The following is a 15,749-nucleotide window of genomic DNA, read 5'->3' on the forward strand; positions in this document are numbered from 1 at the left end:
ACTATCCGTTTAACCAATTCTCAATCATCTTCCGGCCATCCGGGGTCATGATTGATTCAGGATGAAACTGAATTCCCTTAACAGGCCAAGTACGATGGCGCAAGGCCATTATGTTTCCGGTTTCGCCGCGGGCTGTTACTTCCAGTTCTTCCGGAAAACCGGCGTCGTCCACCGCCCACGAATGGTAAAGCCCCGCATCGAAAACAGTAGGAATATTCTCAAAAAGCAAATCGGAAACCAGCGCTTCAGTTTGAATAACGGTGCCATGATAAATGGTTTTCAGATGTTTCAATTTACCGCCGAAGGCTTCAGCAATCGCTTGATGCCCCAGACAAACGCCCAGCATTGGAATGCTAGGTCCCAAATGACGAATAATTTCACCCATCAACGGCACATCTTCGGGCAATCCCGGACCAGGCGAAATAATAATACGGTCAAACAGGGCGGCTTCTTTGAGCCTCACTTCGTCGTTCTTCCGAACAATCACTTCGGCCCTGCCCCACTGCTCCACAAGCTGTGCCAGGTTATAGGTAAACGAATCGTAGTTATCGAAAATCAGCACCCGCATCGGTGGAAAAGTATTAGTTTTGATGCGCAAAACTACACCATTCTTTGGCATGAGTGAATATTTCGCTGAAAAAATGAACCTATTGGCTGCCCAACACCAGCCCTTCCTCTTTGTGCTTGACTTCGGACTTAAGGCACCGTTAGTACTGGAATTATCTGAAGCAACTGCTCAAGGCATTTTGTTTGATGTGAATGGCCATCGGAACTTCGAACCAGTCGCTTTCACGGAAAAGGCCATACAGTTCCGGAAACATCCGGTGTCGTATGACACTTATCGGGAAGGCTTCGACAATGTAATGCAACATATTCGGCACGGTAACTCGTTCCTTACCAACCTGACTTTTCCCACGCCGGTAGAAACCAATTTGACATTCGAAGAGATTTTTCACCGCAGCTCGGCTCGATACAAACTTTTACTTCCGGGGAAGTGCGTTGTTTTCTCGCCGGAAATTTTCGTCAAAATCACCGATAGAAAAATAGCATCATACCCGATGAAGGGAACCATCGATGCAGCCATTCCCCATGCTGCCAGCCAAATTCTGAACGACAAGAAAGAAACAGCCGAGCATAACACCATCGTCGATCTAATTCGAAACGATTTATCGATGATTGCTAAGAATGTACACGTTTCCCGTTTTCGTTACATCGACGAGGTAAAGACCCACGAAAAGACGCTGCTCCAGGTCAGCTCCGAGATTACCGGTGAGTTGCCATCTGATTATCACTCCAACATTGGCAACATCATGGCTGCATTACTTCCTGCAGGCTCTATTTCCGGGGCGCCGAAACAAAAGACGGTAGAAATCATCCGGGAATCGGAAATTGATGAGCGTGGATATTACACTGGCGTATTTGGTATTTTTGATGGACAAGATCTGGATTCCGCTGTGATGATTCGGTATATTGCGCAGGAAAACGGAAAAACATTATTCCGAAGTGGTGGAGGCATTACCGTTTTTAGCGAAGCGGAAAAAGAATACCAGGAAATGATTGACAAAGTGTATGTGCCAATTTATTGAAACCATATGCATCCGAAATGGCGAGCCGGAAAGACTTTCATGGCATAACGTCCGCTTGAACCGAACCCGCCAGGAGTTATTGAATCTGGTCGAGGGAATCGATTTGACCAACAACCTAAGTATTCCAGCGGAAGCAAAAAAAGGCCTGTTCAAATGTCGGGTTACCTACCGGGAAACTATCGAGAAAGTAGAGTTTGAGCCTTATTCAATACGCCCGGTGCATTCTCTTCGCCTGGTGAATGCTGATGATGTTAATTACCCATATAAATACGCCAACCGGGGAAAACTGCAGGATTTGTTTGCTCAACGGAGAAATGCAGATGATGTGCTGCTCGCGAAAAACGGTTTCATCACCGATACGTCGTATGCCAATATCGTTTTCAGAAAAGGAGAAAAATGGTTTACTCCGGATACGCCTTTGTTACCTGGCACCCGCCGGGCCTGTTACCTGAGTGAAGGCTGCATTGAGGCACTTCCAATTCGCCCCGAAATGTTACATGAATTCGATGAAGCACGCCTCATCAATGCGATGATTTCGTTGGAAAAATCACCGGTAATTCGGATTGAAAATATAAACTGGTAGATATTAACGGAGTACAATTTCACGGATGACCTTACGCCCAACGTGGTTGTTCATAGCATCCACAATCTGATGACGCATCATGAAGAGCTCATTGCGCACAATAGAAGAACGGAGATGCACATACAACACGCTATTTTTAATGTAAATATTGGTCGTGGCCCGGGCGATGGTCTTCCCGATAATGGTTTCCCATGAATTGATCGCTTCCACTTCAGCCAGTTTCCCGTCCATCCGCGATTCCTTCAGGTATTCCTTAATCACACTACCTAACGACTGTGTTTCACTTCTGCGCATCTGGTTTTCTTGAAAATATTATCTACATCAAAAGTATGAAGGGAATATTAGAATAGCACCTTTAGTGGCTAATTGTTTTCAACAACTTTCGTTTCATTGCCATTGTTCCCGTTTTCAATAACTGCTCCATCGGTTACCCGGAAGATTCGAAAATCAGCACCAACTTGCGGTATAATCTGGTCGAGATGTTCGCGATTGGTATCGGTAATAAAAATCTGTCCAAAGGTATTTTCCGAAACCAGTTTAACGATCTTCTCTACCCGTTCACCATCCAGCTTGTCGAAAATATCATCGAGGAGCAGAATGGGCATGGCCTCATTCACCGAACGGATGAAATCAAACTGTGCCAATTTCAAGGCTACCAGGTAGGTTTTCTTCTGTCCCTGCGAACCCATTTTCTTCATCGGAAAATCGCCCAGTTTCAAATCCAAATCATCCTTGTGAATTCCCACCGAGGTAAATTGCAAAACACGATCGCGCGGAAGCACTTCACTAAGTTGACCGGCAAAATCACCTTCGTTCAACTGTGACTGATATTCCAGGGTAACCTGTTCATGACCATCCGAGATGAAGTCGTAGTATTTCTGGAAAATCGGTTGCAGTTCACCCAGAAATTCCTGACGGCGTTTGTGAATTTTCTCTCCCAACATCACCAGTTGCGCATCCCAAACTTCCAAACTATCCGATTCGAAAACGCGATTGGCAGCAAAGTATTTCAGTAAGTTGTTCCGTTGCAGCAATGCCCGGTTGTACCGAATCAAATGCTCGAGGTACTGCCGGTCGTTTTGCGAAATCACACTATCCATGAACTTACGGCGCTCATCGCTCCCCCCCATAATCAAACTTGTGTCTGAAGGAGAAATCATGACCAGTGGCAACAGGCCAATGTGTTCCGACAGTCGCTTATATTCTTTCTTATTTCGACGGAATTTTTTCTTCTGCCCTTTCTGAAATCCACAATAAATGTTTTCATCCTCATCCAAACGGCTGTATTGTCCCTGCAACACAAAAAACTCCTCTTCGTGGCGAATATTCTGTGAATCGACCGAATTGAAATAGCTTTTGCAAAAAGAAAGATAATAGATGCCATCCAACAGGTTGGTTTTCCCTACTCCGTTGTTTCCAATGAAACAATTTAATTTGGGCGAAAATTCCAATTCGACCTGTTCCAGATTCTTAAAATTAATGACAGATAATTCCTTAATGTACATGAATGAGATATAATTGAGGGAAATAATCCGGATACAAAACTAATAAATAATCGTCCCGAACAGTTGTTTCAAGATTCTGAATTAACATTCAAACTGTTTATCAAATACTTAATACGAAATATCTTTAAAAATTTCTTTTGGCGTCACCCTATATTTTTATGATCAAAAATACCATTGATTCCTGAAAAAAATTTATTTTTGCCTTCACGTTTACACGACCTGAAAATAAAGAGACAATAAATACGATGAGTAAAGGAAAAAACAAACACACCGACGAAAACCTACAGGAAGTTGAACACGCGTTGACGTCAACTGAACAGTTTTTTGAAAAGAATCAGAAGATCATTACTTACATTTTTGGTGTTGGCGTTATCATAGCCATCGCCTTCCTGGCCTTCCACCGGTATTACAAAATTCCGCGGGAGAAAAAGGCACAGTCTCAAATGTTTGTTGCCGAAGAATATTTCCAGAAAGATTCATTCAACCTCGCTCTTAACGGCGATGGTAACTATCCTGGTTTCCTCGATATTCTTGATGAATACGGAAGCACCAAATCAGGTCATTTAGCACGTTATTATACGGGAATCGCTTATCTGCATCTTGGACAGTACGAGCAGGCTATTGAATACCTGAACGATTTCAGTACCGATGATCCACTACTTGGACCAATTGCCAAAGGGGCTACCGGTGATGCTTATGCCGAACTTGGAAATAACGACAAAGCAGTAAGTCGGTATATGGATGCTGCGAATATGAACGACAACGACTTTTCGACACCTATTTACTTAATGAAAGCAGGAAACCTGTATGAAACCATGGGTAAATATGACGATGCACTAAAAGTCTACAAAACAATTAAGGAAAAGTACCCGGAAAGCAACGAGGGTAGGCAGATTGATAAATACATTGCCCGCGTTAAAATCCTGGCAAAAAAATAAACAAATTAGTTTTCGATAACTCAATCCCCTTCGTTCGAAACGGAGGGGATTTTTTATATTTGCAAAAATCCTAAAAAATGGCGACAAAAGATTTATCTGCATACGACATGGAAAAAGTTCCATCGGCCGAAAACATGAAATTCGGAATCGTAGTATCGGAATGGAACTATGAAGTAACCGGAGCATTGGCCCGTGGTGCTGTTGATACATTAAAAAAGCACGGAGCGAAAGATGAGCATATTGTGGTTAAACACGTACCCGGAAGTTTTGAACTAACCCTGGGTGGTCAGCTTTTCGCTGAAAACACCGATGTTGACGCGATATTACTTCTCGGATGTGTTATCCAAGGCGAAACCCGGCACTTTGATTTCATCTGCCAGGGAGTTGCTCAAGGTGCCACACACCTGAACATGAAATTCAACCTTCCGGTGATTTTCGGTGTGCTAACAACGGACAATCAACAACAGGCTCTCGACCGGGCGGGAGGCAAACATGGCAATAAAGGTGACGAAGCAGCCATTACAGCTATTAAAATGGTTGCCTTACAACAGGGCCTTGAAAATGGTGAATAAACAAGTAGTAAAGAATATACAATATTAAGCTGCCCCGAACAGGGCAGCTTTTTTTATGCTTCCATTTCAGCATTGCGCAGAAAAGAAAAAGAGCGGCCCGATATTCGGACCGCTCTTCGTATATAAGATCTATAGCTTTACAATTATTTCTTCGGTGCTTCCATTCCACGCTGACGAGCCATATCTTCCAAACGTTTCTGGAATTTGGACTTCTTCGCGGGCTTCTTCTGTTTAGCAGTAATCTGCTTACGAATTTTATCTTCGTCAATGGCTTTCTTGAAGATGAACATCTGCAGGAAGGTGAACAACAATGACAGGAAGTAGTACAAACTCAAACCAGCTGCATAGTTGTTAAAGATAAACAAGAACATCACCGGCATCATGTACATCATCGTCTTCATTCCCGGCATTTGCTGCGTTCCGGCCGCATTCATTTCGTTATTCATCTTAATATAGAAGACGTTGGTAACGGTCATGAGCAAACAGAACAAACTCACATGATCACCATAAAACGGAATGGTAAACGGCAAATGGAAAATGGAATCGTACGATGAAAGGTCGTGCGCCCAAAGGAAACTTTGCTGACGCAACTCGATTGATACCGGGAAGAACCGGAACATGGCAATCAGAATCGGGAACTGGAATAACATGGGCAAACAACCTCCCATGGGATTCACCCCGGCTTTCTTATACAACGCCATGGTGGCCTGCTGAGCCTCCATCGACTTATCCTTACCATATTTAGCCTTAATCTCATCAATTTCGGGTTTCAAAGCCCGCATCTTCGCCTGTGACAAAAAAGACTTGTAGGTGAATGGTGAAATGATGAGCTTGATGTAAATGGTCAGCAACAGGATGATGATTCCGAAATTGTTGATATACCTGCGAAGGAAATCAAATGCCGGAATCACAATGTATTTGTTCACCCAGCCAATAACTGTCCATCCCAGATTCAACTCCTGATCAAGCTGAAGCTTGTACTGCTTCAATACATTGTATTGGTTCGGACCGAAAAACATTTCCATCGGAACTTCCTGGGTCTGTGCATTGTCTACCGGAATAGACACATCGGCTGAGAAGTGTCCCAGGTAGTTAGGATTGTCTTCGGTCTTATCGTTTTTGATTTTTGCACTGGTAAAACTATTATCAGCTATCAAAATTGAAGAGAAGAACAACTGCTTGAAACCAATCCATTTCACAGCGGTCGTCAAATCTTTACTATCCGACTTAGACGAACTCAGGCTGTTAACTTCATCCTGATGGTATTTATAATAAATGGTCGTATATCGGTCTTCACCGTATTTCGATTTCTTTTCCTGACGGGGAACATCGATGGCCCAATTAAAGCTCATGTAGGCATTCTGTCCCGTCAACTGACTTAGTCCCTTAGAACGAATATTGAAACCCATCATATATGAATTATACTTCATAGTATAAACATATTCGATGAATTTGCCGTTTCCGGCATTTACCCGCATCGTCAGTGTTTTCGATTTTCCCGGATGATCTTCATTAAAACCAATACGTCCCTCTTTTCCTTTCGGAACCTTTGGCCCGGTAACAACCAAACTATCTTCGCTCACAGAAGGTGTGAAATACAAATTGTCCGTTTCAATGCTACGATTTTGTGAGAAAAAGTTCAATCCGAACCGGTTGGCATCACCTTTGAAGAGAATCAACGGTTTACCGTCGTATGTTTTATAATCCTTAAGTTCTACCGAATAAATCCGTCCCCCTTTCGTCGAAACCTTCACCTTCATCAGGTTATTTTCCATGGTAATAAACTTTTCTGTTCCAACAGCGGCATCGCCAAATGCACCATACTCATCTTTCCGGTTTTCAACGGAAGTTGAGTTTGCAACGGTAGAATCCGGTTTTTCCTGTTCTTTTGGGGTGGTAACTTCCTTTGCCTTCTGTTCGGCTATTCGTTGTTGTTCGGCCTGAACCTGTTCAATTGAGTCACGCTTTCGCTTTGCTGCCTCAACCTCTTCCTTGGAAGGTTTATTAAAATAACTGAATCCAATCAGTATGACAAAAATGAGAACAAGTCCGCTAATGGTATTTCTATCCATAGGAGTCTTTTACAACTATTTAATTATTTACTTTTTATTTTTCAATACAGCATCGACAAAAGCAACAAATAACGGATGAGGCTTAAGAACTGTACTGCTGTATTCCGGATGAAACTGTACGCCAACAAACCATGGATGCTCGGGTATTTCCATTACTTCGACCAAACGGGTATCCGGGTTTATTCCTACAGCTTTCATTCCTGCGCTTTCAAAATCTTTGAGATATTTGTCATTGAACTCGTACCGGTGACGGTGACGTTCATGTATTTTTCCCCTGTTATAAGCAGTAAAAGCTTTCGAATCTTTCTTCAACTGGCAGGCATAAGCACCAAGTCGCATGGTTCCACCCTTCTCAATAATGCCTTTTTGTTCTTCCATCAGGTCTATAACCGGATATTTCGTAGACGGGTTCATTTCACTTGAATCGGCACCACACATATTGAGAACATTCTGTGCGAATTCAATCACAGCGATTTGCATCCCCAAACAAATACCGAAGAAAGGAATCTTATTCTCACGGGCATAACGGGTAGCCAGAATTTTCCCTTCGATACCCCGATGACCAAATCCCGGTGCAACCAAAATTCCATCACAGCCTTTCAGTTTACGCTCCAGATTTTCCTGGTTGACACGCTCTGAATGAATCCACGAGATTTCAACATCCGCTTCGTTTGCGGCGCCGGCATGAATCAACGCTTCGGAAATGGATTTATAAGCATCGTGCAGCTCAACATATTTTCCAACCAGGCCAATCTTAATCTTTTGCTTCGGATTTTTGCACCGGCGCAAGAAATCATTCCAAGCTTCAAGCTGAGGTGAAACACCGAGAGGAAGTCCCAGCTTTTTCAACACAATCTCATCCAGCTGTTCTTCCTTCATCTTAATCGGCACCTCGTAAATCGTCGGCACATCAATGGATTCAATTACTGCTTCTTGCTCTACGTTACAGAATTGAGCCACTTTACGTTTAATATCCGGAGTTAATTTGTGCTCGGTACGCAAAACCAACACATCAGGCTGCACACCATTCTCTAGCAACATTTTTACCGAGTGCTGGGTTGGCTTGGTTTTCAACTCGCCTGAAGCGGACAAATAAGGAACAAGCGTTAAGTGAATAAACAATGCATTCTCGCCCATCTCCCATTTCAACTGGCGAACAGCTTCGACATAAGGCAACGATTCGATATCACCAACTGTACCACCGATCTCCGAAATCACCACATCAAATTTCTTCTTTGAGCCAAGGACCTTGATGTAACGTTTAATTTCGTCGGTGATATGTGGAATAATCTGTACCGTTTTTCCAAGGTAATCGCCACGACGCTCTTTATTTATAACCGATTGGTAAATACGGCCAGTAGTAACATTGTTGGCTTGCGAAGTAGGTGTATTCAGAAATCGTTCATAATGTCCAAGATCTAAATCGGTTTCGGCACCATCTTCCGTTACAAAACACTCTCCATGCTCGTAAGGATTCAATGTTCCTGGATCGACATTAATGTATGGATCAAGCTTCTGAATAGTCACCTTGTATCCTCTGGATTGCAATAACTTAGCTAAAGAAGAAGCTATGATCCCTTTCCCCAGCGAAGAGGTTACACCGCCGGTCACAAAAATATACTTCGTTGCTGCCACGTTCCTATGATTTTTTGAGCTTTTTGAAAGTATGCAAAGTAACGAATAAAATCCGAACAGGTGAAGTCTAAAATTAAATTTAGGGTAAATCTGGACATGAAAAAGCCCGTCGAATCTCATCAACGGGCTTTCTCGAACTTTATGTCAATCTACCGGGATTCATCTCCCAGATCATCAATTATCTCAATTTTCGATTTCAGGTAATCAATCTGTGAGGTTATCCGATCAATTTTTGACTGAACATTTTCGGCCAGCGACTGAGCTCCTTTCGAGTCACCAAAAAAACCAATGTTGTTTTGCAGCGTTCCTAAATCGCTCTCGAGCTGTTTAATACGCAACACATTGCGGTCCCGTTCGCTGTTGATACGCCCCCATCCACGCGGAATGGTCATCCAGTGAACCATTTTGTTTCTGAACTTATGCAGGTTACGTTCCTGCTCGTCCATTTCAATCTGATCGAATTTATCATTAATGGCATCTCTGAACTTCGACTCCACATCATCTTTTCGCCTAAGGGGTACGGTACCGGTACTCTTCCAGCGTTCCTGGAACTCAGATAAGGCAGCGACATCTGCATCGACATCTCCGGAAGGTTTAAAGTTTCCGACTTCCTCAATTATCGCTTTTTTAGCTTTGAGATGTTCTTCCTGATCCTCCGTCATGCCGGAGAAATGAGAGCCTTTCCGGTTGAAAAATTCATCGCAGGCTGCCCGGAAACGCTTCCAAACAAGGTCACTTTGTTTCCGCGGTACAGGTCCGATGGCTTTCCATTTCTTCTGCAAAGCAATCAGTTTATCAGTCGTCCCCTTCCAATCGGTACTTTCCTTCAACTCCTCAGCCTGTTCGCATATTTCAATTTTCTGTGCCAGATTATCATGAAGTTTTTCTTTGCTCTTAGCCCAGAAATCACGTTTTTTCCTAAAAAAAGTATCGTTAGCAGCACGAAAACGCTCCCACACAAGCGTATTATCTTTTCTCGGCGCAAAGCCAATCGTCTTCCATTCCTTCTGTAAAGCAATAATCTTCTCAGTCATTTCATTCCACTCGCGCGGATTGGTCGAATCGAAATTGGCAAACACCTCCGCCTGCTCACATAATTCGACCTTCTTTTCAAGATTTTCTTTTTGCTTTACTCTCTCTTCCTCAAAATACTGCTGGTATCTCTTATTGATAACTGTCGTAGCCGCCTTAAAACGCTCCCAGAGTTCCTGCTTATTCTCACGTGGGACTGGACCAATTTCCCGCCAATTTTCATGCAGTTTTTGCAGTTGCCTGAACGTTCTTACCGGATTGGATTCATCTTCAGCTAGTGCCTCTGCCCGCTCACACAATCCAACCTTTTTATCCATGTTCTTCTTCAGATCGAGATCCCGAAGCTCACGGTTTATCTTGATATAATCATAGAAATTCTCGACGTGGTGATGGTAATTTTCCCACAGGTCTTTCACTTTTCCCTGGGGAACCTGTCCTAATTCACGCCAGCGGATCTGAAGTGCATTGAATTCCTGAAAAGTAGCATTTATCGACTCTTCTTTATTGATCAATGCTTTCAGCTCATCAATGATTTCTAACTTCTTCCGATAATTCTCTTCTTTCTGAACTTCTTGTCTGCGGTGGTATTCCGTTCTGAGATTTTTGAATTCCTTCAGCAGATCCTTTAAATCATTCTCATACGGATCGGGGGTGGGTTGAAAATCATCTTCAGATCCGCCCTCTGCCAGGAAAGCTTTCTTCTGTTCCTCAAGCTCCGTATTGTGTAGTTTATAAAAGTTTGCCTTAATGGCTTCTATCTGAGGACGAATATCTTCGCCGATACCATTGGGCAATATTTTTCGAAAGGTATTGATTAACTGAACTTTGTTGTAGCCCGAATAATCGAGTGAAGCTCTTCCAACAGCCTCGTCGTCGGTTTCTTCTTCTTCATCCCCTTCTTCGTCTACATCATCCGGATCTTTTTCCAATTCGATGGATTCATCTTCCGCACCAGTTACCGGCTCTTCAGACGCCTCCCCTTCTTCTGAAGTCGTTTCATCCGAGGAATCTATTGTGGCTTCTTCATCAGCTGGTTTTTCTTCAGCTTCATCCGAAGCAGATACAACTTCGTCATCAGCAACTTGTTCTCCAGGATCGTCTATTTGCTTAGCATGTTCTGGTTCCTGCTCATTTGCTTGTTGCTCATTGTCAACCGGCGTTTGTCTCTCTTGTGAGACTTCTTCATTTTCTACCCTCTCGTTAAGGTTACGAGATTCGTCGTTGTGCTCTGGCATAGCCGAGGTTTTTGTTCGTTGGACTCTATCAGTTAATCGAATTTGACCCAAATTACAAAAGCGTTAAGCCTTTGTAATTCTTACGAAAATATAGAATTGAGGGTTAATCCTCAAAGAAAATAAACATATATTTTGAATTTAGCAAAAAGAAGGGGACTGCGTGAGTATTTCGCAGCCCCCTGAATTCAAAATCCAACTTCCTATATTGCTGTTAACCAATCTTAATTGTTCGGGGTCCTTTATCAATATTTTCTTCCCGCTTCGGTAATCTGATTTCGAGTATTCCGTTATTAAACTCTGCCGTGATGTTTTCTGTGTCAACAGAGTCGGGCACAGAGAACCGACGGCTAAAATCGCCTGCTACGAACTCGCGGGTAGTGTAGCGTACTTTTTCCTGCTGCTCTTTTGCAGATTCACCTTTAATAGTCAGAATTTCTTTTTCAAGATGTATATTGATTTGCTCTTTGGTGAAACCAGGTGCCACCAGCTCGATGACAAACTGATCCTTTTCTTCTTTAACATTGGCCTTTGGACGACTTGAAGCGAAACTATCGTTCCAAACTGAGTCGTTTAATAGTTTATCCAGTAAATCATTGTTTGATTTCATTTTCGGATATGCGTTCGAGTAAGTCATTAAGTTCAACATGATATTTTCCTCCTTAAGTACGTTAATTTCTTCAATGTTTATTTTCAATTTCTGACCTACTTTATTCAAACGATATACCAATTGAAAAATCCTACATTTTCACAAAAACAACACGCCGTATTGTCAGGCTTACGTGTTTTTAGATGCCAATATGGCGCATTTAAACAAAATCAGCCAGACAAAACAGGTAATTGAAGAGAGAATTGAAATACTCAAAAGGGAAATTCTACTTTTGTAAAAACTTTGAGACAATGCGCATAGATATACTTACCGTTTTACCTGAATTACTAGAAAGTCCGTTTAATTACTCGATTCTCAAACGAGCCCAGGACAAAGGTTTGGCCGAAATTCACGTCCATAATCTGAGAGATTGGTCGACAGACAAACACAGGCGGGTAGATGATTACGCTTTTAGTAAGGGTGCTGGTATGGTCATGATGATTGAGCCCATCGAAAAGGCGATTAATGAATTGAAAAGCCAGCGTGAATATGATGAGATTATTTTCACATCGCCCGATGGCAAAAGATTCGAACAAAATGATGCCAACCAGCTTTCGCTGAAAAAGAATATTATTATTCTATGCGGTCACTACAAAGGTGTCGACCAGCGAGTACGTGACAACCTGATTACCCGTGAAATATCGGTTGGAGATTTTGTCCTGACGGGAGGCGAACTGGCCGCCGCTATCATCTCCGATGCAGTGGTCCGGCTGATTCCTGGCGTACTGTCCGACGAAACATCTGCATTGACAGACTCTTTCCAGGACGGGCTTCTTAGTCCACCGGTTTATACGCGCCCCGCCGATTATAATGGCTGGAAAGTTCCGGATGTACTCTTATCAGGAAATGACCAGTTAATAGAAGACTGGAAAATGGAACAGGCCTACCAGCGAACAAAAGAGCTTCGGCCTGATTTGCTCAAAAAACACGATGACGAATAAAAAACAAAATACATCCCGGTCAGATTCCTACTCGCCGGGATTTTTTATCCCCTCCGGCAAATATTCTTATAGGGGCAATAACGACATGTCTCTTCCTTTTCCGTCTGGACAAAAGGTACATTGGTATCAAAAATTTCTTCCAGAAGGCGAACCAGCTTTTCATTGAATACCTCCTGATGCTCCACGTAATTGACCGGTTGATTTCCTAACTCTTTGCTCGTCACAGTAGGCTGAAAATCTTTTTCGAATATTCTTCGCAAAGCATAAATACCGGTTTGAATAATGCCCTCCGATTCCCGGTTGGCATGGACAACAGCTGCATAAATCAACGTCTGAAGTGCAGCCTTATTCCGGTTGGTCTTTTCCTGATCAAACAAATCATCCAACATCGTGAAGCTCAAATCGGCCTTACCCGTTTTGTAATCCAGAATCTCCAAAACGCCATCGTGTTTATCAATTCGGTCAACTTTTCCACCAACCAGCACGGTTCTTTCTCCGTCGCTTAACGGGAAATCAGCTTTAAACTTGTTTTCGAGCCCTTCAATAGTAAATGGAGCACGTTTTTTATCCAACTCAAGCACTTGCCGCACATATTTCTTTACAATTTCTCCAACCAGCCAGTTGCGTCCGCGAAGAACAACCGCCTTCGAATCGTCTCCTCCCTTGAAATAATTATCGCGGAATGACTGCAGCAGGAGATTCTGAATCTTCTCCTCGTCATCCATCAATCCTTGAATATCATCTGCTCCCAGTTCGTTACCAAGAAAAGGTGTATACAACGCCTCCATGGTGTCGTGAAACAAGTTCCCAAAGATACGGGCATCCACCTCTTCGGTTACTTCATCCGGCTCTTCCAAGCCGGCACTGTAACGGAAATAGAATTGTAACGGACAGGTCAGATACTTGTCGATAGCACTGGGCGACAGCGCTCTCTTTCCTTCCAGATATGGCATTAGAGGTACCATCACCTCCTCTGTTTTTTGAACCATGATTGGAACTGGGGAAAGCGTAGAAACCTCCATCGAAACACTCGTTTCCTTAATATTCAACGGAGTTTCCATCTGCAACTGGTACAAATATCGGCTCTTCTCACCGACAAAAAGTCCTTCGGTACCCGAATGATAAACGAATGTTACATTTTCGGCCCGTTGAAGCAGCCGGTAAAAATAGTAAGCGTACATGGCATTCATCTCTTCCACGGAAGGCAAACCAAACCCACGACGCAAGTTATAAGGGATGAAAGAAGCTTTCGCCGAAGTTTTGGGCATCACACCATCATTCATCGAAAGAATAACCAGGTTGCGGAAATCCAGCGTTCGCGTTTCCAGAATTCCCATCACCTGCAATCCCTGAAGCGGCTCGCCCTCGAAAGGCACGGTGATACCGCCCAGATATTGGCTCAGAAAACGGAAATAGGTTTCTCTGGTTAGGAAATTCTTGTTTCCCAGAATTTTCTTGCCACTGATTTCCAACACATCTTTCAGCCGGTTTACAGCCAAATACAACTGGAACAGATACTCCTTGTGCAATTGATGCCGGCTCTCGTTTTCATCAGAAGGTAGCCGGGTAAATACCGAGCGAAGGATTTCCAGAAAATAATCGGAGTAAGCATCAATGGTTTGGGGCAATTGAAAAATCAGGCTCAGAAATGAAGTTTGCTGCAGTTTCTTCGCCGGAAGGTAAACCATGTTTTGTGAAATAATCTCTTCCGTCAGCTTTCGGCTTATTTCCGGCTCAATACCCGAAACCAACTGGTGCCCTAAAAGCGCCAGTACATTTTTATAGTAAAAAACAGATTCCTCATGCTTGCGGATATTTCGCTGCAACTCTATTAATTGATTTACCAGACTATAAGCCGGACTGGCATTCACCGGAAATCCCATCGTCACATTCACCTTGCCAATTTGCTGTGGCAAAGCTCCCAACACGGGTAAAAGCAAGCCTTCGTCACACAAAACGACAGCCGCGTCATCAAACTGCCGGTCGGGTACCGGTATCTTCATTAGCTGGTTCGATGCTACCTGGGCCTGTCCCACCTGCGATGGCACATTGATGATCTCGATGTGTGGTGGATGTTGCATAAAACCCGATTCTCCACCTAGTGAAGCTGCTTGCGGAAATTTCTTCAGATTTTTCCGCATGAACAAACCGGCTTCCTGCTGCGGATCATCCAAATAATAGCGGTCATAGTCCCAATAAAACCGCGCTTTTCCGGTTTCCCGGAAGAACGAGAACAGAATTTCCTCACACCGGTTTAACGCGTTGAAACCAGCCAGTATAATATCTCCGTCATGCTTTAGTTGCAGTTTTTTCTCCTTAATTCGTTGTGCAGTTTCCCGATAAACCATTCCTTCATAAGCAACGCCCTCACTTCGCAAGCGCTGTCTGAATTTTTCATAAATAGGAAAGAGCGACTGCCAGATACGTAAGAATTCATTCTGGTTCGGCGTTTTGTCCCGATTACTCAGGCTACGCCAAAAACCCGTCATATGCTCCCGGCTTTCTTCATCGTAATACTGAAAAAGCAAATCAATCTCTTTTAAATCAGAAATATTCTGGAAGAGACCAACCGCATCTACATTGTATTTATCGATGTCGTCGAAATCGTTAACCAGCATCTCGCCCCAGAAGTAAAAATCATCGAATGATTCTTCCGAACCCGTAACTTCGCGATAAATTTCGTACAGGTAAAAAACAAGTGTAAGCGGATCGGCCACATGCAAATCGGTCTGACGGGCAAAAAAATCGCTGATGGTGACAATTTCAGGACTGAAAATCGGTTGAGAAACCTGTCCATTGAGATAATTGTTGAAAAAAATTCCCGCTCTTCGGTTCGGAAAAACGATCATTTGCTCCGAAATATTGTCTCCGTAAACCTCATATAAATGGTCGGCCAGCCGTGCTAAAAATCCCTGCATAAAATTATTTATCAGTTTATTCAGAACTATTTAAATCTTTATTGGTTTTCACTGGGAAAAAAGATGTGGAAGCGTAAAGTTGATAC

13 protein-coding genes are annotated in these 15,749 nt (G+C 43.1%); 5 read left to right on the forward strand and 8 right to left on the reverse strand.

All coding sequences use genetic code 11. The annotated features are described in order from the left end of the window. Nucleotide 1 precedes the first annotated feature (1 nt). Nucleotides 2-619, reverse strand: coding sequence for an anthranilate synthase component II (locus T426_RS0110920; protein WP_199898598.1), 618 nt, complete (start codon nt 617-619; stop codon nt 2-4). On the opposite strand from T426_RS0110920, the gene T426_RS0110925 reads away from it, so the two are divergent. Together T426_RS0110925 and T426_RS0110930 are read left to right on the forward strand one after the other, a co-directional pair. After that, nucleotides 618-1,586 (forward strand): aminodeoxychorismate synthase component I, encoded by a 969-nt coding sequence (locus T426_RS0110925; protein ID WP_025864710.1) that lies wholly within the window; start codon nt 618-620, stop codon nt 1,584-1,586. The genes T426_RS0110920 and T426_RS0110925 overlap by 2 nt on opposite strands. Beyond that, entirely contained in the window at nt 1,570-2,169 is a 600-nt protein-coding gene (locus T426_RS0110930; RefSeq protein WP_025864709.1) for an aminotransferase class IV, read from the forward strand. The genes T426_RS0110925 and T426_RS0110930 overlap by 17 nt, the downstream gene beginning before the upstream one ends. 3 nt (nt 2,170-2,172) lie before the next feature. Here the strand turns inward: T426_RS0110930 and T426_RS0110935 are convergent, their stop codons facing one another. Next, nucleotides 2,173-2,463 (reverse strand): DciA family protein, encoded by a 291-nt coding sequence (locus T426_RS0110935; protein ID WP_025864708.1) that lies wholly within the window; start codon nt 2,461-2,463, stop codon nt 2,173-2,175. A gap of 68 nt (nt 2,464-2,531) precedes the next feature. Next, on the reverse strand, nt 2,532-3,674 hold the full coding sequence (recF, locus tag T426_RS0110940; protein WP_027585689.1) for a DNA replication/repair protein RecF: 1,143 nt from the start codon (nt 3,672-3,674) through the stop codon (nt 2,532-2,534). A 245-nt stretch (nt 3,675-3,919) separates the two neighbouring features. On the opposite strand from recF, the gene T426_RS0110945 reads away from it, so the two are divergent. Together T426_RS0110945 and ribH are read left to right on the forward strand one after the other, a co-directional pair. Then, nucleotides 3,920-4,612, forward strand: coding sequence for a tetratricopeptide repeat protein (locus tag T426_RS0110945; RefSeq protein WP_027585690.1), 693 nt, complete (start codon nt 3,920-3,922; stop codon nt 4,610-4,612). Between the two features lie 77 nt (nt 4,613-4,689). Then, a complete protein-coding gene (gene ribH / locus T426_RS0110950; RefSeq protein ID WP_025864707.1) occupies nt 4,690-5,184 on the forward strand; it encodes a 6,7-dimethyl-8-ribityllumazine synthase in 495 nt (164 codons plus the stop codon). Between the two features lie 143 nt (nt 5,185-5,327). Here the strand turns inward: ribH and yidC are convergent, their stop codons facing one another. From yidC to T426_RS0110970, 4 genes are all read right to left on the reverse strand, one after another. Beyond that, on the reverse strand, nt 5,328-7,256 hold the full coding sequence (gene yidC, locus T426_RS0110955; RefSeq protein WP_025864706.1) for a membrane protein insertase YidC: 1,929 nt from the start codon (nt 7,254-7,256) through the stop codon (nt 5,328-5,330). A gap of 27 nt (nt 7,257-7,283) precedes the next feature. Continuing rightward, a complete protein-coding gene (pyrG, locus tag T426_RS0110960; protein ID WP_025864705.1) occupies nt 7,284-8,891 on the reverse strand; it encodes a CTP synthase in 1,608 nt (535 codons plus the stop codon). 149 nt (nt 8,892-9,040) lie between these two features. Continuing rightward, nucleotides 9,041-11,158 (reverse strand): DUF349 domain-containing protein, encoded by a 2,118-nt coding sequence (locus T426_RS23440; protein WP_051568977.1) that lies wholly within the window; start codon nt 11,156-11,158, stop codon nt 9,041-9,043. Nucleotides 11,159-11,369: 211 nt separating this feature from the next. Beyond that, nucleotides 11,370-11,765, reverse strand: coding sequence for an Hsp20/alpha crystallin family protein (locus tag T426_RS0110970; RefSeq protein ID WP_159103331.1), 396 nt, complete (start codon nt 11,763-11,765; stop codon nt 11,370-11,372). A gap of 290 nt (nt 11,766-12,055) precedes the next feature. Here T426_RS0110970 and trmD point away from each other — a divergent pair, with 290 nt between their 5' ends. Then, the gene (gene trmD, locus T426_RS0110975; protein WP_025864703.1) at nt 12,056-12,745 is read left to right on the forward strand and encodes a tRNA (guanosine(37)-N1)-methyltransferase TrmD; all 690 of its coding nucleotides are present in this window, start codon (nt 12,056-12,058) and stop codon (nt 12,743-12,745) included. A gap of 44 nt (nt 12,746-12,789) precedes the next feature. Here trmD and T426_RS0110980 read toward each other — a convergent pair whose 3' ends face one another. Continuing rightward, on the reverse strand, nt 12,790-15,663 hold the full coding sequence (locus T426_RS0110980; RefSeq protein WP_027585692.1) for a PD-(D/E)XK nuclease family protein: 2,874 nt from the start codon (nt 15,661-15,663) through the stop codon (nt 12,790-12,792). Nucleotides 15,664-15,749 lie beyond the last annotated feature (86 nt).

Source organism: Prolixibacter bellariivorans ATCC BAA-1284, from assembly GCF_000621705.1.
Classification (GTDB): domain Bacteria; phylum Bacteroidota; class Bacteroidia; order Bacteroidales; family Prolixibacteraceae; genus Prolixibacter; species Prolixibacter bellariivorans.

Bases quoted from the DNA above. Each gene is read 5' to 3' on its own strand.
- T426_RS0110925 (WP_025864710.1), top strand. From the start codon at position 618: ATGAGTGAATATTTCGCTGAAAAAATGAACCTATTGGCTGCCCAACAC.
- T426_RS0110920 (WP_199898598.1), bottom strand. From the start codon at position 619: ATGCCAAAGAATGGTGTAGTTTTGCGCATCAAAACTAATACTTTTCCA.
- T426_RS0110930 (WP_025864709.1), top strand. From the start codon at position 1,570: ATGTGCCAATTTATTGAAACCATATGCATCCGAAATGGCGAGCCGGAA.
- T426_RS0110935 (WP_025864708.1), bottom strand. From the start codon at position 2,463: ATGCGCAGAAGTGAAACACAGTCGTTAGGTAGTGTGATTAAGGAATAC.
- recF (WP_027585689.1), bottom strand. From the start codon at position 3,674: ATGTACATTAAGGAATTATCTGTCATTAATTTTAAGAATCTGGAACAG.
- T426_RS0110945 (WP_027585690.1), top strand. From the start codon at position 3,920: ATGAGTAAAGGAAAAAACAAACACACCGACGAAAACCTACAGGAAGTT.
- ribH (WP_025864707.1), top strand. From the start codon at position 4,690: ATGGCGACAAAAGATTTATCTGCATACGACATGGAAAAAGTTCCATCG.
- yidC (WP_025864706.1), bottom strand. From the start codon at position 7,256: ATGGATAGAAATACCATTAGCGGACTTGTTCTCATTTTTGTCATACTG.
- T426_RS23440 (WP_051568977.1), bottom strand. From the start codon at position 11,158: ATGCCAGAGCACAACGACGAATCTCGTAACCTTAACGAGAGGGTAGAA.
- T426_RS0110970 (WP_159103331.1), bottom strand. From the start codon at position 11,765: ATGAAATCAAACAATGATTTACTGGATAAACTATTAAACGACTCAGTT.
- trmD (WP_025864703.1), top strand. From the start codon at position 12,056: ATGCGCATAGATATACTTACCGTTTTACCTGAATTACTAGAAAGTCCG.
- T426_RS0110980 (WP_027585692.1), bottom strand. From the start codon at position 15,663: ATGCAGGGATTTTTAGCACGGCTGGCCGACCATTTATATGAGGTTTAC.